At 40.5% G+C, this 23590-nt stretch carries 26 protein-coding genes; 9 read left to right on the top strand and 17 right to left on the bottom strand.

What is annotated here, in order from left to right:
- Positions 1-20 precede the first annotated feature (20 nt).
- The 6 genes from FD725_RS24520 to FD725_RS24495 all read right to left on the bottom strand — a co-directional run bounded on the left by FD725_RS24520 (position 21) and on the right by FD725_RS24495 (position 2751).
- The gene (locus FD725_RS24520; RefSeq protein WP_179050560.1) at positions 21-368 is read right to left on the bottom strand and encodes a type II toxin-antitoxin system PemK/MazF family toxin; all 348 of its coding nucleotides are present in this window, start codon (positions 366-368) and stop codon (positions 21-23) included.
- Positions 368-574 carry a hypothetical protein gene (locus FD725_RS24515; protein ID WP_179050559.1) on the bottom strand — a complete coding sequence of 69 codons (207 nt, stop codon included), beginning with the start codon at positions 572-574 and terminating at the stop codon, positions 368-370. Before FD725_RS24515 ends, FD725_RS24520 begins: the two co-directional genes overlap by 1 nt.
- A gap of 480 nt (positions 575-1054) precedes the next feature.
- Entirely contained in the window at positions 1055-1486 is a 432-nt protein-coding gene (locus tag FD725_RS24510; RefSeq protein ID WP_256871742.1) for a DUF3368 domain-containing protein, read from the bottom strand.
- A 58-nt stretch (positions 1487-1544) separates the two neighbouring features.
- Positions 1545-1781 (bottom strand): hypothetical protein, encoded by a 237-nt coding sequence (locus FD725_RS24505; RefSeq protein WP_179050557.1) that lies wholly within the window; start codon positions 1779-1781, stop codon positions 1545-1547.
- A 312-nt stretch (positions 1782-2093) separates the two neighbouring features.
- Entirely contained in the window at positions 2094-2321 is a 228-nt protein-coding gene (locus FD725_RS24500) for a hypothetical protein (protein ID WP_179050556.1), read from the bottom strand.
- Positions 2311-2751 (bottom strand): PIN domain-containing protein, encoded by a 441-nt coding sequence (locus FD725_RS24495; RefSeq protein ID WP_179050555.1) that lies wholly within the window; start codon positions 2749-2751, stop codon positions 2311-2313. Before FD725_RS24495 ends, FD725_RS24500 begins: the two co-directional genes overlap by 11 nt.
- Before the next feature lie 34 nt (positions 2752-2785).
- On the opposite strand from FD725_RS24495, the gene FD725_RS24490 reads away from it, so the two are divergent.
- On the top strand, positions 2786-2968 hold the full coding sequence (locus FD725_RS24490; protein ID WP_179050554.1) for a hypothetical protein: 183 nt from the start codon (positions 2786-2788) through the stop codon (positions 2966-2968).
- On the opposite strand, the gene FD725_RS32715 is transcribed toward FD725_RS24490, so the two are convergent.
- Both FD725_RS32715 and FD725_RS24475 read right to left on the bottom strand, forming a co-directional pair.
- Entirely contained in the window at positions 2958-3308 is a 351-nt protein-coding gene (locus FD725_RS32715) for a type II toxin-antitoxin system HicA family toxin (RefSeq protein ID WP_256871740.1), read from the bottom strand. The two genes, FD725_RS24490 and FD725_RS32715, sit on opposite strands and share 11 nt — an antisense overlap.
- A 2-nt stretch (positions 3309-3310) precedes the next feature.
- Complete coding sequence (locus FD725_RS24475; protein ID WP_256871739.1) at positions 3311-3481, bottom strand: type II toxin-antitoxin system HicB family antitoxin; 171 nt, start codon at positions 3479-3481, stop codon at positions 3311-3313.
- A 161-nt stretch (positions 3482-3642) separates the two neighbouring features.
- On the opposite strand from FD725_RS24475, the gene FD725_RS32710 reads away from it, so the two are divergent.
- Entirely contained in the window at positions 3643-3777 is a 135-nt protein-coding gene (locus tag FD725_RS32710; protein WP_256871738.1) for a hypothetical protein, read from the top strand.
- A 20-nt stretch (positions 3778-3797) separates the two neighbouring features.
- Positions 3798-4010 carry a hypothetical protein gene (locus FD725_RS24470; RefSeq protein ID WP_179050552.1) on the top strand — a complete coding sequence of 71 codons (213 nt, stop codon included), beginning with the start codon at positions 3798-3800 and terminating at the stop codon, positions 4008-4010.
- 290 nt (positions 4011-4300) lie between these two features.
- On the opposite strand, the gene FD725_RS24465 is transcribed toward FD725_RS24470, so the two are convergent.
- The 3 genes from FD725_RS24465 to FD725_RS24455 all read right to left on the bottom strand — a co-directional run bounded on the left by FD725_RS24465 (position 4301) and on the right by FD725_RS24455 (position 8908).
- Positions 4301-6220: a tetratricopeptide repeat protein gene (locus tag FD725_RS24465; RefSeq protein ID WP_256871734.1), complete on the bottom strand. Its 1920-nt coding sequence runs from the start codon at positions 6218-6220 to the stop codon at positions 4301-4303.
- 105 nt (positions 6221-6325) lie between these two features.
- A complete protein-coding gene (locus FD725_RS24460) occupies positions 6326-6706 on the bottom strand; it encodes a hypothetical protein (RefSeq protein WP_179050551.1) in 381 nt (126 codons plus the stop codon).
- A gap of 186 nt (positions 6707-6892) precedes the next feature.
- Positions 6893-8908: an outer membrane protein assembly factor gene (locus FD725_RS24455; protein WP_179051675.1), complete on the bottom strand. Its 2016-nt coding sequence runs from the start codon at positions 8906-8908 to the stop codon at positions 6893-6895.
- Positions 8909-9337: 429 nt separating this feature from the next.
- On the opposite strand from FD725_RS24455, the gene FD725_RS24450 reads away from it, so the two are divergent.
- A complete protein-coding gene (locus FD725_RS24450) occupies positions 9338-10705 on the top strand; it encodes a lipid-A-disaccharide synthase-related protein (protein WP_179050550.1) in 1368 nt (455 codons plus the stop codon).
- 14 nt (positions 10706-10719) lie between these two features.
- On the opposite strand, the gene FD725_RS24445 is transcribed toward FD725_RS24450, so the two are convergent.
- Positions 10720-11442 carry a response regulator transcription factor gene (locus FD725_RS24445; RefSeq protein WP_179050549.1) on the bottom strand — a complete coding sequence of 241 codons (723 nt, stop codon included), beginning with the start codon at positions 11440-11442 and terminating at the stop codon, positions 10720-10722.
- Between the two features lie 1446 nt (positions 11443-12888).
- Between FD725_RS24445 and FD725_RS24440 the strand changes: the two genes are divergently transcribed.
- Together FD725_RS24440 and FD725_RS24435 are read left to right on the top strand one after the other, a co-directional pair.
- Positions 12889-14226: an ATP-binding protein gene (locus FD725_RS24440; protein ID WP_179050548.1), complete on the top strand. Its 1338-nt coding sequence runs from the start codon at positions 12889-12891 to the stop codon at positions 14224-14226.
- Between the two features lie 25 nt (positions 14227-14251).
- A complete protein-coding gene (locus FD725_RS24435; RefSeq protein ID WP_179050547.1) occupies positions 14252-15361 on the top strand; it encodes a hybrid sensor histidine kinase/response regulator in 1110 nt (369 codons plus the stop codon).
- A 96-nt stretch (positions 15362-15457) separates the two neighbouring features.
- On the opposite strand, the gene FD725_RS24430 is transcribed toward FD725_RS24435, so the two are convergent.
- A complete protein-coding gene (locus tag FD725_RS24430) occupies positions 15458-15913 on the bottom strand; it encodes a response regulator (protein ID WP_179051674.1) in 456 nt (151 codons plus the stop codon).
- Between the two features lie 663 nt (positions 15914-16576).
- Here FD725_RS24430 and FD725_RS24425 point away from each other — a divergent pair.
- On the top strand, positions 16577-17080 hold the full coding sequence (locus FD725_RS24425; RefSeq protein ID WP_179050546.1) for a hypothetical protein: 504 nt from the start codon (positions 16577-16579) through the stop codon (positions 17078-17080).
- Positions 17081-17187: 107 nt separating this feature from the next.
- A complete protein-coding gene (locus tag FD725_RS24420) occupies positions 17188-18390 on the top strand; it encodes an AAA family ATPase (RefSeq protein WP_179050545.1) in 1203 nt (400 codons plus the stop codon).
- A 77-nt stretch (positions 18391-18467) separates the two neighbouring features.
- On the opposite strand, the gene FD725_RS24415 is transcribed toward FD725_RS24420, so the two are convergent.
- From FD725_RS24415 to FD725_RS24405, 3 genes are all read right to left on the bottom strand, one after another.
- Positions 18468-19334 (bottom strand): CmcJ/NvfI family oxidoreductase, encoded by an 867-nt coding sequence (locus FD725_RS24415; protein WP_179050544.1) that lies wholly within the window; start codon positions 19332-19334, stop codon positions 18468-18470.
- A 12-nt stretch (positions 19335-19346) separates the two neighbouring features.
- Entirely contained in the window at positions 19347-20018 is a 672-nt protein-coding gene (locus FD725_RS24410; protein ID WP_179050543.1) for a glutathione S-transferase family protein, read from the bottom strand.
- A 167-nt stretch (positions 20019-20185) separates the two neighbouring features.
- Positions 20186-21154 (bottom strand): TauD/TfdA family dioxygenase, encoded by a 969-nt coding sequence (locus FD725_RS24405; RefSeq protein WP_179050542.1) that lies wholly within the window; start codon positions 21152-21154, stop codon positions 20186-20188.
- Between the two features lie 241 nt (positions 21155-21395).
- On the opposite strand from FD725_RS24405, the gene FD725_RS24400 reads away from it, so the two are divergent.
- A complete protein-coding gene (locus FD725_RS24400; RefSeq protein WP_179050541.1) occupies positions 21396-22667 on the top strand; it encodes an MFS transporter in 1272 nt (423 codons plus the stop codon).
- A 258-nt stretch (positions 22668-22925) separates the two neighbouring features.
- Here FD725_RS24400 and FD725_RS24395 read toward each other — a convergent pair whose 3' ends face one another.
- Positions 22926-23570 (bottom strand): HAD family phosphatase, encoded by a 645-nt coding sequence (locus FD725_RS24395; protein WP_179050540.1) that lies wholly within the window; start codon positions 23568-23570, stop codon positions 22926-22928.
- Positions 23571-23590: the final 20 nt, after the last annotated feature.

The raw sequence follows: 23590 nt of genomic DNA, 5'->3' as shown, positions 1-23590 counted from the left end.
GCTATGATTCATCAAATATATTATAATAATTGAAATGCTTGAATCATAATTTCATTTAGTTTTTGTATCTGCTGAGTTGTTAACTGACCCAAGCGTCTTACCACTAAAAGGCGATTTAAGGTGGCAATTCTCGTGACTCTCACTTTAGAAGAAATACGTAATCCCGTTTTGACAAAATCTGGATCTGAGTCTAATATTGCGAATTCTTCCGATGTTAAGTTATTAACATTCTGAGATGAAATAAAGCAAAGAGTAATTTCATCTTTTATCGAATCTACCCAGAGTATCACCGCAGGACGCAATTTTGTTTGGCTTAAATCTGTGAAGGGAAATTGAGTTAGAATGATATCACCCTTGCTCAAAGTCATTAAACAGGTTCTCCATCTTCGGCTGTATAAATATCAGGTTCATCATGCAAGAAATCGAAAGCTCTACCTTTTTCTGCCAGCTGCATCAGTTCCAAAGTTGAAGGGTAACTCACATCGCTAAATAATTTTTTTTCGAGTAAGGCTTGTTCTGTGGCAGAAAGTGAGCGAATAATTTGCACTAAAGTATCAATTAGTTGAGTATTCACAGCTTGAAGTTTTTTGGGTTGTTTGCTCTATTTTCGATTTTATCCTCTTGTATTTTAGGATTACCTGATATTTTAATTTTGCATTTCCTTATCTTCCACTGCGCCTAGTGCTTTGAGGGTAGAAATTTCGGCATCGGTTAAGCCTTGAACACCTGTGATATTCATGCGTTCATCAGGACGTTATCGCTATTATCATATCAGTGTAAAGGCATGGGTAGAGCGATCGCCACCATGATTCCTCTACACCTTAAGGCAACTGAACTTACCCAAGCTGTGTGTTCTTGTAAAATATAGAAAGATTCACTGAAAAGTTATAAACTCCATTCGGAGTAGAGCAAATAGGACAATTAGCACAAGAACTGTTGCTGGTTTGGGAGACTACTGAGGCAGAAGAATGGATAGATAGGTTGGAATGGATTCCTTTTTAAGCGATCGCCTGTTGATTTACACTTTAAAGTAGAGTGATCGCCCTGAGTATTATTAATCTTCAGAAAAAATATTATCAAACAAAGACCTTTTAACTCTAAACTCAATTTGCATGAGTTGTTGATAAAGCTCATCCAAGCTTTCAATGCTGATTTTGCCATCTTTGCTCAATTTCTTGATAACAGCTAACGTACCTTTGATATTTAAACCGAGTCTTCTGGCTTCTCTTCTGGCTGTTGAGTCATCTAACAAGACACAATCTGTGTTTAACTCAATTGCCAAAGCAATAGCTTCTGATTTGCCTTTGCCCAAGCGTTGATTTAAACTATTGACAAGGGTTATTAACTTGGATGCTCGGACTTGAAGACTACCAAAGTTAATCAAAGCTTGAACAGTTTGGCTAGATGGATCTGATTTAGCTTTGATTTCATCCGCTACAGATTGAGGAATGTAGAAATCATCAGGAGATTCAACAAACAGATTCAAATAGTTTAATTTTGATAGGAAAATCAGTGGCGATGAATTAATAACAATCTGCATTCATTCACCAGCTTTTTTCTAAAGCAACATCTTCTTCACAGAGATACGAAAACTCAACTCCCATTAAGTCTAGAATTTTAAGTAATTCTGTTGGTTCTAACTGCATAACTTCCGCAGCTTTTTTCAAACTAATTACTTTAGCAATTAAAGCACCAAGTAAAAATAGAAAGTTTTCTTTCTGTTCAATATTCTGAAATAACTGAATTTCAGAGGCGATCGCTTGCGTTAATTCTTTATTCATCGGTAAATTTCCACTAACTCATTGTGGGGAGGATCATTCTACAATTTAACAGGAGCGTAGACGCTTGTGGTGAAGGGGTCAGAGTCTTGGCGGTTCCCGTCGAGTCTGAACCCCTGAACCCGAAGGGCTTGTCGTTAAACACCGCTTTCATAACACAATCATTTTACTTGAGAACACAAAACTCCGAGTAAAAAAGTCGAGCGTAGACGCTTGCGGCTTGTCGTCAGACATCGCTGTAGTAAAATAATTAATCTTAGGTAAAACAAAAGCTTGAATAACATCACCCATCAACGGCAGCTTGGCTTAGAAGCTTTATTCTGGCGATTTTTTACCATCATCATCTTGATATTCTTTGATTTTGGTATATAAACTAGCAACTGTTTCTTGAGCAAAAAGTTTTTCTTTCACTTGCAAATAGTCCCCTTCACTTAGTTTACAAGCTGCCCAAAATTTCATTACCTTCGATGGTTCTAAGTGAGTAAGTAAAATTTGCATTACTTCTTGTAAATTTTCTTGTTCATTAATAACTTTAATTTCCATTTTCTACCTCAAAAATAAAATTATTTGGGTTGATAACTGTGAGTGATAAATTCTGACATCGGTTGATTAGTCTCCTATCACAAGTGATAAGATAATCACTTTGAGAAGCTTCGGCACACGCTACATGAAGTGCATCAATAGATTTAATGCCTTGTTGTTCTAGTTGTTCTGCTCTGTTTTTAATATTTTCATCTACTAATACTCTCAATGTCGCTATTTGTAAGTATCGCTCCATTGATTGCTGATTGACAACAAAAGGGTTACGGCTATTTTCATATTCTAGAACTGAAGAATTAACTAATTCTATTAATCTTACTTCTATCATTTGTAAAATTAAGATGATAGCTTGTGTTTCCAGAAATATTTTTGGTTGTGTTTGGTCATCAAATGGACGATTGTAAATACTGGTATCTAGATAAACCCTGGTCATATAGCTATTTGTCAAACTTTCTTGCAAAACAAGCGTGCAATCCAAACTCTTACCAAGGCGATCGCCTATGGTGATGCTCCGCCTATGCTCATCATTCTACAATTTAAGTGGAGAAATCGCCTTCACAACACCATTATTCCACCTCAGAACTCGGAACTTCGAGTCAAAAGGTAAAGCGATGTCTACGACGATGCTCCCCCTACGCATTAACAATTAGTTTGGGAGCGAATTTCTTGTAAGATATGTGAAATTTCTGCTTCTGATTGAATATGTCGTGCCAGAACTTGAGCAGTAGCCTCTAGTACGCGGTTAGAAAATAACTGAGCTATATCTTGGCGTAAACCTTGCCCAATATAAAATTTAAGTAATGCCTCACAAGACATATCTCGACTATCTGCTATTTTTTTGAGCGATTCTAAGGTATCTTTAGTGCGATGTCTTTTTACAGGGATAGTTTTTATGTCATTAGTATAGATGGAATGATTGCCGCCTTCTCTTAACAAATAAAATCCATTATTTTCTAAGTACTTAATTAAATCTTTTCGCTTGACTGACACACTCAAACCTCTATAGGAATTTGTTCAAGTAGAGAATTACCCGTAGGAATTTCTTTATTTTGCTGACGATAAGCAAGAATCATTTCTTTTGTTGCGTCTTGTAACATAGTTCTACAGTCTTCTATGGTTTCTCCTTCGGTGATGACCTCTTGCCATTCAATCAGTTGTCCCATATATCCGCTATTAGTTTTTGTATATTTTGCAGTGTATGTAATTAACATAAGGTTTTGGTAAATGTAATTCTATAATTTATCCTAATTGATTTTTTCCAAACAAGCGATCGCCACTTTTGCAGCCAGCTAATTTTATTCTAAACAATCGCACTTATTAGTTTATGTTGTATGAACAACATCGTCTCACTATTCCCTCTAATGACGAGTATTCCGTACCGCAACTGCGGATGATGATTCGGGAAATCGAGGTGATTATAGAGAGGGAAATCACGTTGGAAGAATGGAATAGTCTTTGAGTCCGCACATCATTCTCTAATTGAACAGTGGCGTAGACGCTTGCGGCTTGTCGTTAGACATCGCCTTCACAACACCATCATTCTACCTGCGAACACAAAACTTCGAGTTAAAAGAGAGAGCGATCGCCTTTACAACACCATCATTCAAGCTCATACCAATTCACAAAAATCCTGATACATATAGCTTACTCGTTGGGTATTGTCCGCCCACCGTTAAAACGGTGGTCTCATAGCTTAAGTCCATTAAAATGGACTCTGATATTCAGTCCTCTTGAGAGGACTTTAGCTATGAGACAGGGATTTACAATCCCTGACGGACTGACGGACTCACGTATTTGTATCATTATTAAAGTGAAATGGTATCAGAACTCGGAACTTCGAGCTTGAAACAGGAACGTTCTCACTTTTAACACGAAACTTTGAGTGAAAAACGGGAATGTTTTTGTTTGGAACAGGAAACTTCGAGTTCAAAACAGGAAGCTTCGAGATGGGAACATAAAAGTTTAGGTTTTAAAGATTGCTGTTACTGTTCTGAAGTGAGGCGATCGCGCAAATATGCTAGATTATTACGCACAGTCACAGTATTAGGATGATCTACTCCTAACCGTCGCTCCAAAATATCTAAAGCTTGGATGTATAACGGTTCGGCTTCGCTGTATCTGCCTTGGGAACGGTAGAGATATGCGAGGTTGTTGAGGCTAGTGGCGACAGAGGGATGTTCTTCTCCCAGGAGTTTGCGTCTGAGTGCTAAAGCTTGGATGTACAACGGTTCGGCTTTGCTGTATCTGCCTTGGGAGTAATAGAGTGACGCGAAGTTGTTGAGGCTAAGTGCGATATCGGGATGTTCTTCTCCCAGAAGTTTGCGCATGAGTGTTAAAGCTTGGATGTACAATGGTTCGGCTTTGCTGTATCTGCCTTGGGAACAGTAGAGTGACGCGAGGTTGTTGAGGCTAAGTGCGACATCGGGATGTTCTTCTCCCAGAAGTTTGCGCATGAGTGCTAAAGCTTGGATGTACAACGGTTCAGCTTCACTGTATCTGCCTTGGGACTCGTAGAGAGACGCGAGGTTATTGAGGCTAAGTGCGACATCGGGATGTTCTTCTCCCAGAAGTTTGCGCGAGAGTGCTAAAGCTTGGATGAACAACGGTTCGGCTTCGCTGTATCTGCCTTGGGAACGGTAGAGATACGCTAAGTTGTTGAGGCTAGTGGCAACAGAGAGATGTTCTTCTCCCAAACGTTTTTTAGTGATTTCTAGACACTTGTGGGACCAAGTTTCAGCCTGAGTATATAATCCTTGACCATTATAAAATTTAACGTTGCCGATGAAAGGCCAGAGTAAATCATCATCGCTGACGTATTGAATGAGATGATTCGCTACTTCAGCTATATGAGGAATGGCAGGAGAAATGGCGGTTATTTGCTCAAGGATGGGTGAGTCAGGAATATCTTGAGCAACTGCTACCATTAGTCGGCAGAGCGATCGCTTAAATTCCTCTACCTGCTCTAAACCTGTAAGCTTATATTGGAAAAACTCTCTCAACAGTGGATGTAGTTGATAGATTTCCTTGCCTTGACGCTGGAGTAAATGCAGATTCAGTAAGCTATCGTCTCTAATTTCCTCTAAATCTTCTGCATCTGTTTCTGGTAAACACTGTTCTACCAAGTTCCAAGGTACAGGTGCGGGGGCAAATAAACTTAATAAACAGCCGAGTTGTTTAGCGTCGTCCTCTAATTCTTGCCAACTTAACTCAAAGGCGGCTAACACACCTCGTTGTGCTGTCATGTCAGCTTCTAACTTAGATTTAGATAGGGAACGCTCATCTAGTCGCTTGTTTTCCAAGCGTTGCAACATTTCTGTTAAGGATAAATCCTGTTTCCGTGCTAGATACCGTCCGACTAATTCTACACCCAAGGGTAAATATCCTAACCATGCACACAGGGGAGACGTTGCGTGCAACGTCTCTACAGGGTTAATACGTTCTTTACCAATAATTGATTGCAATAACTCGTGTGCGGCTTCTGGTTGTAGTACATCTAATGATAACTGTGGGATGCGTCCTAAGTTCTGGCGCGTAGTCATCAACACTTTAAACCGGGGAGGTAGAGATTGTAGGTAAGGCTTGATTTGTTCGTAGTCGCTGACATCATCCAGCACTAGCAGCACATCACCATCACGCCAACGTCGCCAGCAGTATTGTACTTGGGCGATGATATCAAAATCTTCTGGTGGCTTTAAATCAAGCTGCGTTCTGGCAAACTGGACAATTTGCAGGGCTATATCTCCGGTTTTGGGCAGTAACCAGCAAATTCCCCCTTGATAAGTCTCGTGTTTTTCCAAGGCATATTGCAGCGCCAGTTCTGTTTTACCGACTCCACCCATCCCCGCAATAGCGGCGATGGCTACTTGAGGATTTTGCTGCAAAAGTTGGTGGAGTTGTTGCAATTCAGTTTCACGTCCGACAAATTTCTCTACCCCACTCCAGGGTAAATTGTGTGGTATTGCAGTAGGGGGATTTGACTTTACCTGTTCCCATTCAGGCGACTGTAGTCAGAAATTAAAGTTTTGGGTGCGGTTGTCATTAGCAACGTTCCCCACATTACCACCGTAATTTTTATCAACAGTGTTGGTAAAATTCTGGATAATCGCGGGTTGAGATTTTACCGCATCTGCCAAAGCTGCAATAGCTTGAGCAATTTCTGGGTCTTTTTTTGCGGCTGCTTCTACCTGTCCCACGAGATAAGCGTCACCATAATCTAAAGGTTGTGTTTGTGCCTGTTCAATGGCTGCGGCTGTGTGAGGTTCTTTGCGTTTCAGTAGCGAGAATAATTTACCACCTTGCTCTAAAACCTTTTCGCCCAAGATTTCCCCAGTTCTTTCAAAAGCTTTAGTCAGGACTAAGATAGCGATCGCCGCAGCAGTTAATGACATAAACTCAATAAAAGCGCAATTATACTGATTTTCTCCAGTTTATCTAAATAATTCGTAATTCGTTGACCCCTCTCCAAACCTCTCCCCCACAGGGAGAGAGGCTTTGATTCTTGCTCCCCTTCCCTTGTAGGGAAAGGGCTGGGGGTTAGGTTGGAAAGAACGTTGGACACCGTGCTAATCAACATCTCAAAACTTTTGTCCTATTCCTAAATGCACGCGACTTTCCCCTTGATCGTTAATACCATAATCAGCGCGGATTAAACCCAAGGGTGAGTTGACACGGATACCTGCACCGTAACCAAAGCCAGTACCAGATTTACCACGGACACCAGCCGGGTTGCCTAAAACGGTGTCACCGGAACCTAAGTCTGAGGCAAAGTCAGCGAATAGTACACCCCCAACTATCGGCACAATGGGAAAACGGTATTCGGCGGAGGCTAGTACATAACTACGTCCATTACCCACATTGCCGACATCGTAACCCCGGACTGAGTTAGCACCACCCAAGTTAAAGGCTTCGTAGGGGGGTAAATCACCGAGGACTGTACCTGCTTGCAAATTCAAGGCGAATACTTGCGGTGTTTGACTGCTGAATAATTTGACTGGTACGTATTGACTGTAATTTGCTCTCAGGCGATTCATAGAAATGTTACCTTGTCCCAGAGGTACAGATTGTTCTGTACTCAAACTCAATAGGGAACCTTGCGTGGGGTTGTTGGGATTATTGCGTTGATCTTTGGTGGCACTGAAGGATACAGTTGTCAGGTCATCAACACCAGTACCACTAAATGATAAGGGATTGCCTTGAGCATCAGTTGGGGTGATTTTGCCTTGGCGATCGCTAATACTTGTACGAGTATAATTAAATCCTAAAGATGTATTCCAACCTTCAAGGGGACGTTGCAAGCTGATACCTGCACCAATTTGACTTTCCCGGACTTTATCACCGTCAGCTAGTTTAATTTGATCATCAAAGATTTGAGAAATTTCCCGCCGCCGGAAAGTGTTGACAGTGTAACCCAAGCGATCGCTATTTGTGTCACGATAAGGACTGATAAATTTAGTATCAAACTGTAAATCTTGAGTACTTAAACCCAAGTTCACCGCTAAAATATCATTCCTACCACCAATATTTTGGTCTTGATAATTTAAAGTCCCCACCAAGCCTACATCACCGTTATAACTACCACCCAAGTTAATCGCCCGCGCCCCATTCTCCTTGAGTTCATAAATCACATCTAATTTTGTCGCATCTCCAGCCAAGGCAACATTCACACTTTGAAATAAGCCAGTCTGATACAACTTCTGCACATCTTGCTTAACCGTATTTTCTCGGAAAACTTGCCCCGATTGGAGTTTGATTTGTTGCCGCAGAAACTCTGGTTTAGTCCGTCCCTCAACAGGTTTCCCCTCATCATTGACAAAGCGAAACTGAATATCACTCACCAAACCTTCAGCCACATTGATGTTAAGAATTCCCTGACGGTTGGGTTGAATTGATAACACCCGCGCCAAGTTATAACCGTTGTCGGCATACCATTGATTGACTTGTGCTACGGCTTGCTTGAGTCCCACAGGACTAATTGGTTGACCGATTTGAGACTGGAAAGATGGTTGAATGACTTGATAGGTAAGGGCTTGAGCATTAGTCAATTGCAGCGATCGCACAACCACGGGTTGCACCTGATAAACTACATTCAAGCCAGATGGAGTAGTGCGGCTATTCACATTCGCACTCACAAATAAGCCAGTCTGCAAAATTGCGGCTACATCTTTTTGTAGCTGACTTTGACTGGTATCCCCACCGAGTTGAGTTTGGATAACTTGGCGAATAATTTGCTCTAATTCTGGTGTTACCCCTACTATCTGTACATCTGTTGCTGTCACCACTAAATCGTTAGTCGTAGTTGCAGGCTGGGGAGACGGTGTAACCACAGAAGGAGAAGCAGGTGGAAGTACAACAGGAGAATTAGTTGATTGGGCGATGACTGTAGATTTATGAGAAAATTGTGGAGTATCTAATGTTTCTGGTGATGCCACAGATGTAACCTGTGTCGGCGTTTCTTCCACTACAGGAATCACTAAATCCTCCGTTGGTTGAATCTCAGTAGCAGCTGTCATAGGTGCAGCAATGGCTTGTTGAGTAGCATTGCTAGCGGCTAAAGTAACTAGAGTGAAAATTGTCGCAGCAGGAACGCGCATCATTTTGGGAATGGGGAATGGGGAACTCGGGACCCCCTCTGGGGATAAGGGGTAATGGGGAATAAGCATGGAGAAAAGAAATTTCCACGCTATGATTAGCCTAATTTTTGATATAAGTATTGAATTTGCCTTACTACGTAGGTGTAAGCCTACAATAGCCAAACTAAAAATCAAGAATAACGAATTACATACCTAGACCTGTCATTTTGATATTTTGTTTCTGATGAACATCTGCATACAAAGCACAAATCAGTTAACAGTTATCAGTTACCAGTTAATAAACGTTCACTGTTCACTGTTTACACCCTACCCCCATCTTGCTTATGAGTAATGTAAGTAATCAGACAGAATTAATTACACAAGTTATTTCCTGTAACCTGTAACCTGTAACCTGTAACCTGTAACCTATCTCTACATAAGAATTTAATTGTGTCCAACTACTTATCCCCACCATCTCTAGCTGCTAACTTACTCAGTGCAACGCCTCGTTTGCAGATACTAGTATTAAGCAATGGGCATGGGGAAGATGTGATTGCTGTACGCATTTTGCAAGAACTATTACAACAAACAGACCCACCTGATATTTTTGCTTTGCCCTTGGTGGGAGAAGGTAGGGCTTATCAACAATTAGGTATTCCCTTAATTGGTGCAGTCCAAACCTTGCCTTCTGGTGGCTTTCTGTATATGGATAGTCGGCAATTGGTGCGAGATGTGCGTGGGGGTTTGCTACAACTTACCTGGAGTCAAATAAAAGCGATGCGTCGTTGGGTAAGTTCGCAAAAAAAATTAGGTAACAAAACCGCTATCTTAGCTGTGGGTGATATAGTGCCTCTGCTGTTTGCTTTTTTTAGTGGTGCTAACTACGCTTTTGTAGGCACGGCGAAGTCAGAATATTATGTTAGGGATGAGGTGGGAATACTGCCCAGAAAATCAAAATCAGCCCGATGGGAAAACTTTTCTGGTTCCATTTACCATCCTTGGGAACGTTGGTTGATGAGTCGTCGCCGTTGTCGGGCGGTGTTTCCCAGAGATAGTTTGACAACAGAAATCTTAAAAAATTGGCCAATTCCTGCTTTTGATGTAGGCAACCCGATGATGGATGGTTTAGAACCCAGGATTTCTCCACAGTTATTTTATCTGGCTAATGCTCAATATCAAGAGATGGCTAGACCATTGGTCATCACTCTCTTACCTGGTTCTCGCCCACCGGAGGCTTATCACAATTGGCAAGTAATTATGGTGGCTATCTCGGCATTGATGGCTAGTTTTTCAGAACGAGACACGATTTTACCTAGTTCTGGCAGTGTGGTATTCTTAGGGGCGATCGCTCCCGGTTTAGACTTAAATATACTAGCCGAAACTGTCCAATCTCAAGGCTGGCAACCCGACACAAGCGCACCCATCCCCTTACCTGATAACGATGCGTTGATCTTCAAGCAAAGAAATGCCTACCTTATCCTCACCCAACAAGCATACAACGAATGCTTACACTGGGGAGATTTAGCGATCGCTATGGCAGGAACCGCTACAGAACAGTTTATCGGTTTAGGGAAACCAGCGATCGCTATTCCTGGTGAAGGGCCACAATTCAACCCTGGTTTTGCCGAAGCCCAAAGCCGACTCTTAGGCTTATCTCTCATTCTTGCCCAGGAACCAGCACAAGTCGCTCAAATCGTGCCAGCCCTCCTCAAACAGCCCGATAGGTTACACACAATTGCCGAAAATGGTATCCGTCGCCTCGGTAAACCCGGTGCAGCCAAGCGAATTGCTGATGGCTTCCGGGAAAGGTTTGGCTAGTGATGAGTGACTCTCTAAGCAACTAAACCGGAACGCAAAGCCCGCACCGCCGCTTGGGTTCTGTCATCAGCACAGAGTTTATTGAGGATGTTACGCACGTGGGTTTTGACTGTGCCAACAGTGATGTAAAGTTTCTCGGCAATTTGCCCGTTACTACAGCCTGCGACAATCAACTCTAGAATTTCTAGTTCCCGTTGTGTGAGGGGGTAGGTTTCTAAAACTTGCTCGTATTCTGACGGTAGCGCTTCAATTTTGACAGTTTTGGGTTTGTCGGCGGCTTGACTTTCACCGGGGATGCCTTGACGCATCTTTCTTAATACCACATTGGCGATCGCTGGATCAATCCAGGAGTTCCCCCCAAAAGTTGCCTGAATTGCTTCTGTCAGCCTGCTAATACTGGTTTCTTTCATATAGTAAGAATCTGCACCGGCGGCAAAGGCAGCCAATACCGCATCTTCGGTATGATCCATTGTCAAGATGAGAATTTTGGTATGGGTTTGTCCACTTTCAGCTTGGTAGCGTCTGTACTTGCGAGTGAGTTCAATCCCATCCATGTCGGGCAAGCCGATATCTACAACAGCTACATCTGGCTTGGCTGTCTCTAACAGTTTTAGCCCTTGAGTGGCATTGGCTGCTTCACCAATCACCTTCAGCCCTGTATTAGACTGTAAAGCAGCTTTTAGCCCCATTCTAGTTAAGTCATGATCCTCAATTAAAATAATGCTTATCTCACTCATTGCTACACTCGCTCTTCTCTAATTGCATCTTGCGAACTACGATATTTCTTAAATCACTTCTATGTTTTTCCCAGACTAAAGATAGATGATATATCAATGTGTCTGCATCCACCGATAGAAATAATAAATTTTATTTTTTTGAGTACTGATAGAGGCAAAAATCTGACTGTAGACATATCGCTATTTTATAAAAAATGTCAAATATTGAGACACAATCCAACTTTTGCCAAGGAGTAAAAAATCATCAACTACTCATGTGTGGGACTCCTATTTGATTTTTGTTGGCGTAGCCTGCACTTACGCATACAAAATGTCGTATCTATTCATTTTCTAGAACCCTATTACCTATTGCCTATTGCCTGACTACGCAGATCAGTTTAATAATCAAAGCAGATTCCTACGATATGGCAAAGAAAGTATTAATAGCGGTTAAACAAGACAACAGATATTTGGGACAAAAAAACGATCTTAGACTCCTACGACTTAATGTCAATAAAACTAAATGTGGGAATCTGTTTATTTTCAGATTCTAACTCTTAGACTTACCTCCCATACTCCCCCCAATTGTAACAGATGATGGATCTGTGATTGTTTGGAGATAAGAAGATCAGGTTTTTGTGATTTTCCCAACCTGACAACTAAAAATAGCCCAGAAAACACTGTGATTAGTCCAGGATTTAGGCAACTGATTTGTAGAATAGGATCGGTGGGATTAATCTAGAGTCTGTTTTCCAGACGAGAAAAGCATTTTACTTGAGTTGATCCTCACGCTTGAGAGCGTAAAACTGCTCAAGTTGATGGTACACAATGTTTTTCTCCAACTCTCACTAATGGGTGAGGACGTGTGTTAACTTGCTCTTTTACAATTGGGATGAAGCTTGATAGGGTGTTCTATTTTACTTGGTCAGTGTCGGGTCTGTCATCCCAGATAGTATTTGTGGCTGGCTGAATGAATAATTAATTAATCAACAATTGTTCATTTACTTGTCTCAATCTGACTCAAAAACATAGTTTTAATACAAAAAGTATTAGTAATCATGGTTAACATATGATGACAAGATTCATATCATGAATCCTAAGAATTCAGCACCCAGGAGTCAGAAGTCAGAATTAATCAGGGTTGAGAAATATTAGCTTACTCATCAAATATGAGAATTTGAACTATCCTAACTCCTGTATTCTGACAGATGTATCCTTACCATAAATCTTCAAGCTGTAGATAAATAATAAGATTGATTATTTGATTTACCTCTTAAGTAATGGTTTATGGTAATCAAATTGTTAATTACATAAACTGATATTATTAAAGGAGATAACAATTAATTTTTGTCAAGTAGAAAGTTAGTATTAATCAATCATTTATCTAAAATATCAACTTTTGAGTAGATGACTGTAAATCAAAAATGTTGTATGTCAACCTGTATTTGGCAGCGAAAATAAAAACCGATGGAACAGACGCTGAAAATTTTGGTTGTAGACGATGATGAGGTAGATCGCATGGTGGTTCGTCGTGCCTTGCTCAAAGCAGGTGTGCAGATGGAACTATCAGAGGTAAGTGACGGAAATACCGCACTTTCTACCTTAAGAAATAATACTTATGATTGTGTTTTCCTCGATTATCGTTTACCAGATCAAGATGGCTTAACCTTAATTCAAATACTACGTTCTTGGGACATTAAAGTACCTTTAGTAGTTCTCACGGCTCAAGGTGATGAACAAATCGCTGTGGAGTTGATGAAAGCTGGTGCTACAGATTATCTATCTAAATCTAAGATTTCTTCAGAAACTTTATCTCAGGTGTTACGCAATGCGATCCGGGTTTATCGTGCAGAAACTCAGGCAGATGTAGCATACCAACAATTGAGGGAAAGCCATGAGCAATTGGTACGGAAGAATCAAGAATTAGAAAGACAAAGACAACAAATTCACAGCCAAAATTTAAAATTATTAGAAGCATCCAGGCTAAAATCTCAGTTTCTGGCTACCATGTCCCATGAACTGCGAACACCGATGAATGCCATCATTGGGTTTTCCCAAATATTATTACGTCCTAAATTTGGTCAATTGACCAATCAGCAAACGGATATGGTAGAACGTATCCTGAATAATGGTAAACATTTATTAATGTTACTGAATGAGGTTTTAGATTTTTCTAAGTTGCAGGAGGGAGGATTAGAGCTACAACCAGAAGTATTTGATTTAACTAAAGTAATTCATACCACAGTTACAGAAATGCGTTCTCTGGCTGAAGCAAAAAAGTTATCTTTATTAGTGCAAATCGATTTACAAAATTCTTTAATTTTTAATGATCCAGTCCGTGTAAAACAAATTTTAGTAAATTTATTATCTAATGCTATTAAGTTTACAGAGTCTGGTAGTATTTGGATTGAGGCACAAGACCTACCAGGAAATCGTGTAGCGATCGCTGTACGAGATACTGGTATTGGCATATCTTCCAAAGATTTTCAAAATATCTTTGAAGCTTTTCGCCAGGTTGATCAAAGTATCACCCGCAAATATCCGGGTACGGGGTTGGGTTTAGCCATTATCAACTCGCTGGTGCAAATGATGAGTGGGAAAATTTTTTTGGAAAGTCAACTAGAAGTAGGTTCAAAATTTAAAATTGAATTACCACGACAAATATCATTGTCATCCTCATCCTTAGCATCATCACCTTTACAATTAGATCATAAAGGGGTTTACTGTTCTAATCAAAACCCCCATCAGTCGTCTACTGCTCAATCTAGCAAAGCATCAATGGGATATCCTCATCTCAAGCTATGAATTAATATTAAACAAGTTGATCATCATGTCTGTTGTGGAAACTTTGAAAACTGATCGGATTCTGGCTGTTGATGACACTAGAGATAATCTCATTCTGGTGCAAACCATTTTAGAAAGTGAAGGCTATGAGATTGATTTAGCGATGGATGGCATTTCAGCTTTGCGAAAAGTTGAAGAGTCTCCACCTGACTTAATTTTATTAGATGTGATGATGCCAGGGATGGATGGTTATGAAGTGACAAGACGCATCCGCAATAACCCAGCCATCAACTACATCCCGATTTTATTGATTACAGCTTTTCACGAATCAAGTGTAGTGGAAGGTTTAGATGTTGGTGCGGATGATTTTATTCGGAAACCATTTGATACAGATGAACTACTAGCGAGAGTGCGATCGCTACTCCGCCTCAAACACAGCTTAGACGAACAACGGAAAATGTCCCGTCAACGAGAAGACTTTGTTTCTCGTCTCACTCACGATTTACGTACCCCGCTAGTCGCATCTGATCGGATGTTGGATTTATTTCAGCAAGAAGCTTTTTGTAAAATTTCGCCAGAAATGAAACAAGCGATCGCTGTCATGATTCGCAGCAACCAAAACCTCATGCAAATGGTGAATACCTTGCTAGAAGTTTATCGTTTCGAGGCAGGGAAAAAGACCTTAAATTACGAAAGCTGCAATCTCAAAGAAATAGCCAAAGAAGTAATTAGCGAACTCACTACTTTAACTAACGAAAAAGGCATCAGTCTTAAAATTAACACCCAAGATATCGATCATCTGGGCGAAAAAGCCAGTATTGTCATGGGAGACGCGCTAGAACTAAGGCGTGTATTGTATAACTTAGTAGCAAATGCCATCAAATTTACAGATAATGGTGGTATAGAGATTTACTTTTCTCAATCTGATAAAAATTGGTTAACTATTGAAGTCAAAGATACAGGTTACGGGATTGCTCCTGAAGATCAAGCCACCATCTTTGAGCGATTTCGTCAAGGTAGAAACAAACGCTCAGGTAGTGGTTTAGGATTACATTTATCCAGTCGCATTATCGAAGCTCACGAAGGTACAATCAGCGTGACCTCAGAATTAGGAAAAGGCAGTACATTTACCATCAAACTACCTAAAAATGTTTGAGGTCAATGGTCAATGGTCAATGGTCAATAGTCAATAGTCATTGGTCAGCACGGGCTAAACGCCCCGCTACCGCTAACAGCACTCCCTCACTCCTTCCTACTCTTGACATAATTGATAAACTGGCTGAAGGTCGAATTTCCCACACAACAATCGACGAATTGCTGCTTCTAAATCTTCAATCATGTAAGGTTTACTCAAATATTCGTCAAAACCGGCTTTGAGAATACGTTCCTGATCGCCTTTTGTGGCTAAGGCTGTGACAGCAACAACCGGAATATTCTGAGTCAGAGGTTCTTGTTTAAGATAACGGACAACTTCAATCCCATTTATACTGGGTAGCAAAATATCTAACATGATTAAATCCGGTTGATGCTCTTTTGCTACTAGTAAAGTTGCAGAACTATCTCTTTGGCAAATGAATCTACAACCAAGTGACTCAAGAGCATAACTAATCAACAATAGACTATCATCATGATCTTCCACGGCTAACACCAGAGGCTGTTGAGAGTTACACTTTTTTTCATCACTTATGAATGAATGTGTTAGATACATTTCTTCTCCAGAAGATTCCATTAGGATTTATCGTTATGTTTCCTTCAACAGATACAATATTCCGCCAAGGATTCAGATCAAGCTAACTTAGATATGCTTACCATTGTGCTATGTTCCATCTAACAACCCTTACTTATGCAACCAACTAACAGGATAGAGAACCTAAATTTTACACTGTTAGTAAACATCTATTGATTATCGGCAAAACTACAGAATAATTTCTGATTAACTTCATCATAACTTGATAAACAAAATTATGGTTTACTGTGTGTTTATTGATCTTGCAATGCCAAGTATATATTCTTAACTAAAATGTATTAAATATTGTTTGGCTTACTTAATTATGATGCACATCTGACTACCATACAAAAAAAGATTGACTTTTTGTATTACACGTATTACAGTGATATTTATGTACATAATATTCTAGGAAAACTATTGAAAATCAACCTCAGTGAAAAAGTAAGTATCCGAATAAGTAATCTCCCTATTGAAGTTTTATACTTGCTTATCAATGTAATATGCCTTTTCCCTCTGACATACTATATCTCCCACCTCATTTTTGCTCAACTTCTAGATTATTGAATATTATTATTTAGCTCTCAGGCAACAGTCAATATCGATAATTTATAAAATTCATCCATTTTATATCAAAAATCAACAATGGGTAGTGTAAATGTTCATTATCAAACAATTAAGGAAATAGAAGAGTTAATCAATGCCTTTGAACAAGGTACTTTACCAAGTTGCCAATGGAATCACCATAGACATTTAACGGTTGCGCTTTGGTATCTTATTCACTACAATCAGCAAACTGCTATTGATCTGATTCGTGAACGCATACAACGTTACAACATATTGATGAATATAGAAACTGCAAAAAATAGTGGCTATCATGAGACTATGACATTATTCTGGATTTATATGGTCAAGCAATATTTATCGAATATTCAAAAAAATTGTGATTTCCTTCAGCTTGTCAATGAATTAATTGATCGATATGCTAATAAAAATTTGCCATTTCCATACTATAGTCAAGATTTACTTATGTCTTGGGAAGCTCGCCAAGCTTGGATAGAGCCTGATTTAAATCCTATAAATATATGTGTTCAGGAAATAAAAAATAGAGAAAAGATGTGTAATGTTTTTGCCAAAACTAAATATTAATCCTGGATAAAATTTTATTAATCGTGAATTTTTATTCATGTTTTAGATATTTACAGATCATAGTTTTTAAATCCTCATAATTAAAACATCTTCACTTAATTAATCATATGGAATTTGATTATTTTAGAAGCAATGACAGTATTCCTAATAATCAAAATCGGCAAAATTTACTTGCTAGTGGTTGGAGACCATTACACAGAGACTTAGACTGGGGATTTCTCTTACAACTACTACATAATGATACAAAAGAATTAACGCAAAAATCTTTAAATCTTGCCAGTAATTTTGCTGAGGTTTTGGGGAGGAATAATTATACTTGGTGGGCTAATGTTTTAAGCTTAGTGTCGGAAAATACACGCTATGAAGTCGAAAAGTTTTGGAACTATATTACCCCAGATCCTCAATCACCAGATCATCGTTATAAAGATGTGTTAAGCACAGAAACACCCATCCTGCAATTTGTTAGCCGCAATAGTATTCCTATTGATTATGTACTCAATAGACTACAAGAAATTACAGTCTTGCGCGTTTTAAATTTGCTAAGTTCTCCTGATATCATCACTCAGTATTATTCCGAAAGGGATTTTTACTACCCAGTAGATAAATTTATTAACTGGGAACGGCTAGATGTTGTCAACACCGTTTATGCTTATTGGGCAAAATATGATATTTGGCTACAAGTAGAAGCTTACGATCGCGGACGACGACAATATACTTTAATGTCCAGAAATCTCTCTCCGTTGGTGAACAAAGCCACCTACGATTTAGCAGTCATGCTGAGTGGTTATCAAAGCCGTGTGGGTAAAGTCCACAGCCAATTCCCCATTCGCACTTTCCCAGATGATATTCAAAGCTTTACCGATGCAGTACAGCAGGCAATTCTCAACCAAAATCAGCTAGCTGTTGTCGTACACGGAGAACCAGGTACAGGGAAAACCGCATGGACACAAGCTGTAGCCAAAGAAATTCTCATGCCCTTAGGGTATGTAATTTTTATTTTAGATCATGATGCGATCGCTAACTTTGTTCCTCCCACATATCTAGAGCGAATTTGCATCATCATCAACGAAGCTGATAATTTAGCCCAAAATCGAGCCTCAGAAGTTGCTCAATATAACAACAAAACTGAGCATATTTTGAGTTTGCTAGATGGGACTTTATATCAAAGTGTCATTGATGAAGGTGGTATTCATCTCAAGCAGCGTTTAGTTGTGTTAATGACTTGCAACACCACCGAAAGATTAGATCCAGCCATGTTACGCAAAGGCAGAGTAGATTTAATTTATGAATTTACTCAGCGATTTGTCTAGAACATCGACCGAATTTAATTTTGCATTGCTCGAAATCCTTGTAGAGACGTTGCAATGCAACGTCTCTACATTCATTTTCAGTAAAAGACAAAGGTTCTGAGTTCGATACTTTCTCTTGGGGGTGCGTCTGCTGGGCTAGTGGGGTCTTCAAACGCTGTGTGGGCGGCAAAACGGGCGCGTCCATCTGCTGCGGAGTCGAAACATTTGATAAATAGTGCTTCGTCTGGGTGCATTTGTGGAAAGTAATACCATTGATGCTTGGGATTATACGTAACTGCGTAGGTTTCGCCAACGCGATCGCGGTATACTAAATCTCCAGCTACAAGGTCTGTGGGTGCAATACTTTGCGCGTCACACAAGGCTAATGGTGATTCTTGGATTGGTTTAGCGATCGCTCGCCAAACATTAATAATGGCAAATCGTTGTTGCAATAGTAACTCAATTTCGTTATCATCTACCTCCCGTGCAGCTAGTTCCAAACGGGCGCGAGTATAGCCAGATTTGGCAGTGAAGTCGTTGTGTACGCGCTTGGCAGGTTCTTTAATATTATTCTCACCAGGCTTGGATTTACCAGCATTACGCAGGGTATGATCGAATACTACTACCTTAGTTCCGCCTGTCACCTCTTTTAACAATTGCTCGGCTTCTGGATAATAAACTCGGCGCACTTCTTCGTCGTCGTAAAAGTTGCTGACACTGGTGTGATGTTCAGTAAATGCAAAGCCTTCCTTGTCTAAGGAGATGTTTTTAAAAAGAGAACGAGCATTATAGATAGGCACTTTGTAGGGTTGAAAAGTGCCATTTGTACGCGGAATCCCGGCTGGCGGTTCGTAGGTATAGTTGACAGGTCTTTCTACCATCGGAACCAGGTAACTAAGTTCAGCCTCTACATATGGCAGTTCTTGAGAAATGGGTCTGTCTAGAACCTGATTATTTAAGCTCATAGATGATACATCCTATTTTTGTGCTACCCCAACGGGAATCGGTTCACCAAGAATTTTGGCGAATCTTTGTAAATAGAAGTCCACAGGATTTGCTACTGTTTGAATTGAGGAGCGATCGCCCACTAAATCCCACCATGTCTGCAACCGTGGTGTTTCTGCTGGTAGGCTTAATTGACGGAAGTGTTCTAATAGTGGTAAACGCTCAAACCAAGGATAGAAGCTGATATCAACGAGGCTAAATTGATCTCCTAACAAGTAATCACCTTTGCCTAATCCTTCTTGTTCCAGATATAGAAGTGCTTCTGTAAACTCTTTTCTTCCCTGTTCCTGTTCTTGGCTATCCTTACCCCGGAGAAATTTGTTAAATGCAGGTACAAAGCGAGTATTGGCGTAATCTATCCAGATGCGAGCGATCGCCTTTTTAGCAGGATCGCTGGGTAACAAAGCTGGTTCGGGAAACACTTCGTCTAGATATTCATTGATGATGGCAGACTCGTAAACAATCACATTGCCATGTTTAATAGCTGGAACTTTGCCATAACGGGAAATCTCTGTGTACCCATCAGGTTTGTTCTGTAAATCAATTTCTATCGGGGTAAATTCAATGCCCTTTTCTAACAAGACTACACGAGTGCGTTGTGAGAACGTAGAGCCTTTGGCAAAGTAAAGTTGTATCTTGCTCATAAAATCCTTTCCTCATCAATTTGAGATTGCACAACTCTAACTACAGCAATCAGACAGCTTAATTCTTGGAGTTAAATAATTTCGACTGACAAATATCTAAAAGAGTTTATGTCTGTGTCAACAAGTACCGAGTAGTTGTAATTTACTCAGCACTCATGACTCAGAACTCAGTTTGATGACAGCGCTGGTTGTGCTTCCTGAGACTCAGCTTGTTGTTTGAAGACACTAGGTACTTCAGCGCTGAACACCTCACCATGAACCACTTCAGAACGGGAACCATCAACCCCTACAGGAACATCACCAGTAATAGTGGTGCGATAGAGAAGACGTTCGACATCCAAATGATCCAAATCTTGAGGAGCCAAATGCACGGTAGCCCGGTTGTCCCAGAAGGCGATATCACCGTTTTGCCAACGGAAGCGGGTGGTATAGGCAGGTTTGGTGACTTGGTCGAAGAATAACTCTAGCAACAGTTTGCTTTCTTGGGGTGACACATCAACAATGTGCGACACAAAGCCAGGGTTAACGAATAAAGCTCGTTCACCAGTCTCCGGATGAACTCTGACGACTGGATGGATAGAGACTAGGGGATTAACAGCAATGCGATCGCTAAATTTGCCGTTGCGGGGCTGATAACCGCCTCCATTGAAGCGATGTTCCGCTTTCAAAGTATCTGCTAGGGCGCGTAGAGGTGCTGAGAGTCCTTCATAAGCGGCAACAAGGTTACTCCATTGGGTATCACCACCGAAACTGGGAACACTAACAGCGCGTAAAATTGAAGCGGCTGGTGGGTTAATTGCTGCCGTTACATCTGTGTGCCAAGGGCCGCCAGTGCGAAAACCATACTGGCGCTCATAGAGCTTACGATCTACCGGTTTGATTTGGGGAAATCCTGGAACTGGTTCAGGTTCTCCCAAGGGATGGGCGAAAGTCACTTCGCCAAAACGAGATGTGAACTCCACCTGGGCAGCGTGATCGATGTTTTGACCACGAAAGAATACAACTTTCCACTTTAATAGCGCTTTACGAATTTCTTGGACTTGATCATCAGAAAGCGGACTTGAAAGGTCTACACCGCCAATTTCCGCACCGATAAAACCAGCTACCTGTTTAACTTCTATATGTTTGTAGCCCATAAAGATTCTCCAGAGTTTGATCTGTCAGGAGGTGTTCACACTCGCCTATTTCCTTGGGAATTTTGCCGATATTTCTGATCGCAACTTTTCCATGCTGGGAGCATAACTGAAAGTATCATACACTATCTCGATAGATTTATCGTAGTATGCAATCAGAAATATCTGCGGCACTAAATCAGGCTATTGTCATATAATTTGTTTAGTTAAACTAATTGTTAGTACAGCATATTAAAGCTTCCTCATGAAAATTTGGCATCAACACTTAGGGAAAAGCATCAGTAATATCACGTACTGTTATCTACCTGCTTTACGCTGGCGTAATTTTCGGCTGTTTTTTGGGGGACAGTTACTATCAATGTCTGGGACATTTATGACCCAGCAGTTAACGATTCCTTGGTTGGTATACGATTTGACAAAATCTGCTTGGTTATTGGGAGTGGCAGGATTTGTACAATTTTTACCTACCTTATTACTAATTCCCTTTTCGGGCATCTTGTCTGATCGCTGGAGTCGTCGTGACTTGTTAATGATAGTGCAGATATTGGGAATTAGCGTTTCCTTGGCGTTAACAATTCTCACCTTCACTAATTGGATCACCTTTCCTATCCTATTGGTGCTAAGTGCCTTGAATGGTTTGCTCAAGGGCTTAGATATGCCCGTGCGCCATACAATAGTCACCGAAACCGTAGACGATCACGCAGATTGGAGTAATGCGATCGCCCTAAATTCTGTGATGTTAAGTTCCTCTCTAGTATTAGGGCCTGCTATAGGCGGGATTTTAATCGCTACGTTAGGGGTAAAATATTGTTTTCTCTACGATACCCTCAGCTACATTCCTGCCATCTTGACTCTACAAGCAATGCGGCTGCCAGTCAGACCTATGCAAACCCTGACAGGCATGAGCGACACTTTGCAGAAATTGCGGGAAGGCTTTGAATATGTCTCTAAATTCCAACCGATTAGAGCCATTTTATTAATGCTATCGTTACATGGTTTAGTCGGGATGTCTCATGTCGCACTCATGCCAGTCGTTACAGCGAAAATTTTAAATGGGGATGCAACCACAATGGCTTACCTCAGCACCTCCGCCCCGATTGGTTCGTTGCTTGCTTGTTTATATCTAAGTGTCAGGCGAGGGATTGCAGGCTTAGAGCGTTTGATTGTAGCGGCTCAAGTCTTGATTGGCATGAGTTTAATTTCCTTCTCCCTATCGCGTCAACTTGAGCTATCCATCATCATATTGGTGTTTATCGGCTGCTTTGCCATCCTACAGATTACAAGTAGTAATATGATTATCCAAACCCTAGTTGCTGAGGATAAGCGCGGACGGGTAATGAGTTTTTATGCTTTAGCAATGGTAGGTACAATGCCCTTTGGGAATTTGTTATCAGGAACTTTGGCAGATAATTTTGGTGCAACTAATGCCTTGATTGTTTGTGGTAGTCTGAGTATCTTAGGTGCGCTGTGGTTTTCTTCACAATTACCAGCCGTGAGACTTTGGATTGCTCGATAAAAATTGCTTCTGTTTACACAAGGCAAGTTTCTCTCGCTACACCTTGAGGTTAGCGGGAGAGTATCAATTAGAGACATTTGATAGAAGAAAGTTTTGCTGATAGCTGATTTTCTCGTCTTGATTCGATGTTTGGTGGCATCGCTCCTGTAAAATATTTGGGTGGTAAAAGCGATCGCAGATTTATGGTCGTTATTTATTTAAAGCTAGAAATCAAATTCAGAGACTCAAAAATAGACTGCATTCTGTGTTGTCTAATAGCTAAAGGAGTTGAGATAGCTGCCGCATATCGTGAAAAACTATCTTGGCTCCAGCCTCAGCTAGCGCAGTGCGATCGCCATGTTCAGCATAGCCAAAAACGGTCATTCCTGCTGCGGATGCTGCTTGCACACCCGGTACAGAGTCTTCAATCACAGCACAATCTTCGGGATTGGTATTCATTTGCTTGGCTGCATACAGATACACATCAGGAAAAGGTTTGGGACGGGAAACATCATTAGCACTGTATATCTTGCCATCAAATTGATGCAGAATTCCTGTTAATTTCAATACCAATTGAATATGACGATGGCTGCTATTTGATGCCACACATTTTGGTAATGTAATTTGCTCTAATACTTCGATAATTCCTGAAACTGGCTGTAATTCTTGCTGCAAGGGAACTATTTCTCGTTCTTTACAAAGTTCGAGAAAGTTTTTGGGCAATGGTTTGTTATAAGATTCCTCAATAATCTCTAAGCAGGTTTTTAAGGACTTGCCGATAAATTTTTGAGTTACTTCTGTATATGTGATAGGAAAACCAGCTTCTGTGAGCGTTTCTGCAAAAATGCGATTAATAATTGGTTCGCTATCAACCAAGACTCCATCACAATCAAAAATTACAAGCTTGAATTGATTTTTGCCCATATTTTTATTTCAAATTTAAC

The organism is Nostoc sp. TCL26-01, assembly GCF_013393945.1.
GTDB lineage: Bacteria > Cyanobacteriota > Cyanobacteriia > Cyanobacteriales > Nostocaceae > Trichormus.
This window is presented reverse-complemented; position numbering and strand designations above follow the sequence as displayed.

Coding starts and splice junctions, on each gene's coding strand:
- FD725_RS24445 (WP_179050549.1), bottom strand. CDS start 11,442: ATGAGTGAGATAAGCATTATTTTAATTGAGGATCATGACTTAACTAGA.
- FD725_RS24440 (WP_179050548.1), top strand. CDS start 12,889: ATGGAACAGACGCTGAAAATTTTGGTTGTAGACGATGATGAGGTAGAT.
- FD725_RS24500 (WP_179050556.1), bottom strand. CDS start 2,321: ATGGAAATTAAAGTTATTAATGAACAAGAAAATTTACAAGAAGTAATG.
- FD725_RS24460 (WP_179050551.1), bottom strand. CDS start 6,706: ATGTCATTAACTGCTGCGGCGATCGCTATCTTAGTCCTGACTAAAGCT.
- FD725_RS24425 (WP_179050546.1), top strand. CDS start 16,577: ATGGGTAGTGTAAATGTTCATTATCAAACAATTAAGGAAATAGAAGAG.
- FD725_RS24435 (WP_179050547.1), top strand. CDS start 14,252: ATGTCTGTTGTGGAAACTTTGAAAACTGATCGGATTCTGGCTGTTGAT.
- FD725_RS24505 (WP_179050557.1), bottom strand. CDS start 1,781: ATGAATAAAGAATTAACGCAAGCGATCGCCTCTGAAATTCAGTTATTT.
- FD725_RS24400 (WP_179050541.1), top strand. CDS start 21,396: ATGAAAATTTGGCATCAACACTTAGGGAAAAGCATCAGTAATATCACG.
- FD725_RS24415 (WP_179050544.1), bottom strand. CDS start 19,334: ATGAGCTTAAATAATCAGGTTCTAGACAGACCCATTTCTCAAGAACTG.
- FD725_RS24430 (WP_179051674.1), bottom strand. CDS start 15,913: ATGTATCTAACACATTCATTCATAAGTGATGAAAAAAAGTGTAACTCT.
- FD725_RS24475 (WP_256871739.1), bottom strand. CDS start 3,481: ATGGGACAACTGATTGAATGGCAAGAGGTCATCACCGAAGGAGAAACC.
- FD725_RS24405 (WP_179050542.1), bottom strand. CDS start 21,154: ATGGGCTACAAACATATAGAAGTTAAACAGGTAGCTGGTTTTATCGGT.
- FD725_RS24455 (WP_179051675.1), bottom strand. CDS start 8,908: ATGCGCGTTCCTGCTGCGACAATTTTCACTCTAGTTACTTTAGCCGCT.
- FD725_RS24420 (WP_179050545.1), top strand. CDS start 17,188: ATGGAATTTGATTATTTTAGAAGCAATGACAGTATTCCTAATAATCAA.
- FD725_RS24395 (WP_179050540.1), bottom strand. CDS start 23,570: ATGGGCAAAAATCAATTCAAGCTTGTAATTTTTGATTGTGATGGAGTC.
- FD725_RS24495 (WP_179050555.1), bottom strand. CDS start 2,751: ATGACCAGGGTTTATCTAGATACCAGTATTTACAATCGTCCATTTGAT.
- FD725_RS32710 (WP_256871738.1), top strand. CDS start 3,643: ATGTTGTATGAACAACATCGTCTCACTATTCCCTCTAATGACGAGTAT.
- FD725_RS24520 (WP_179050560.1), bottom strand. CDS start 368: ATGACTTTGAGCAAGGGTGATATCATTCTAACTCAATTTCCCTTCACA.
- FD725_RS24410 (WP_179050543.1), bottom strand. CDS start 20,018: ATGAGCAAGATACAACTTTACTTTGCCAAAGGCTCTACGTTCTCACAA.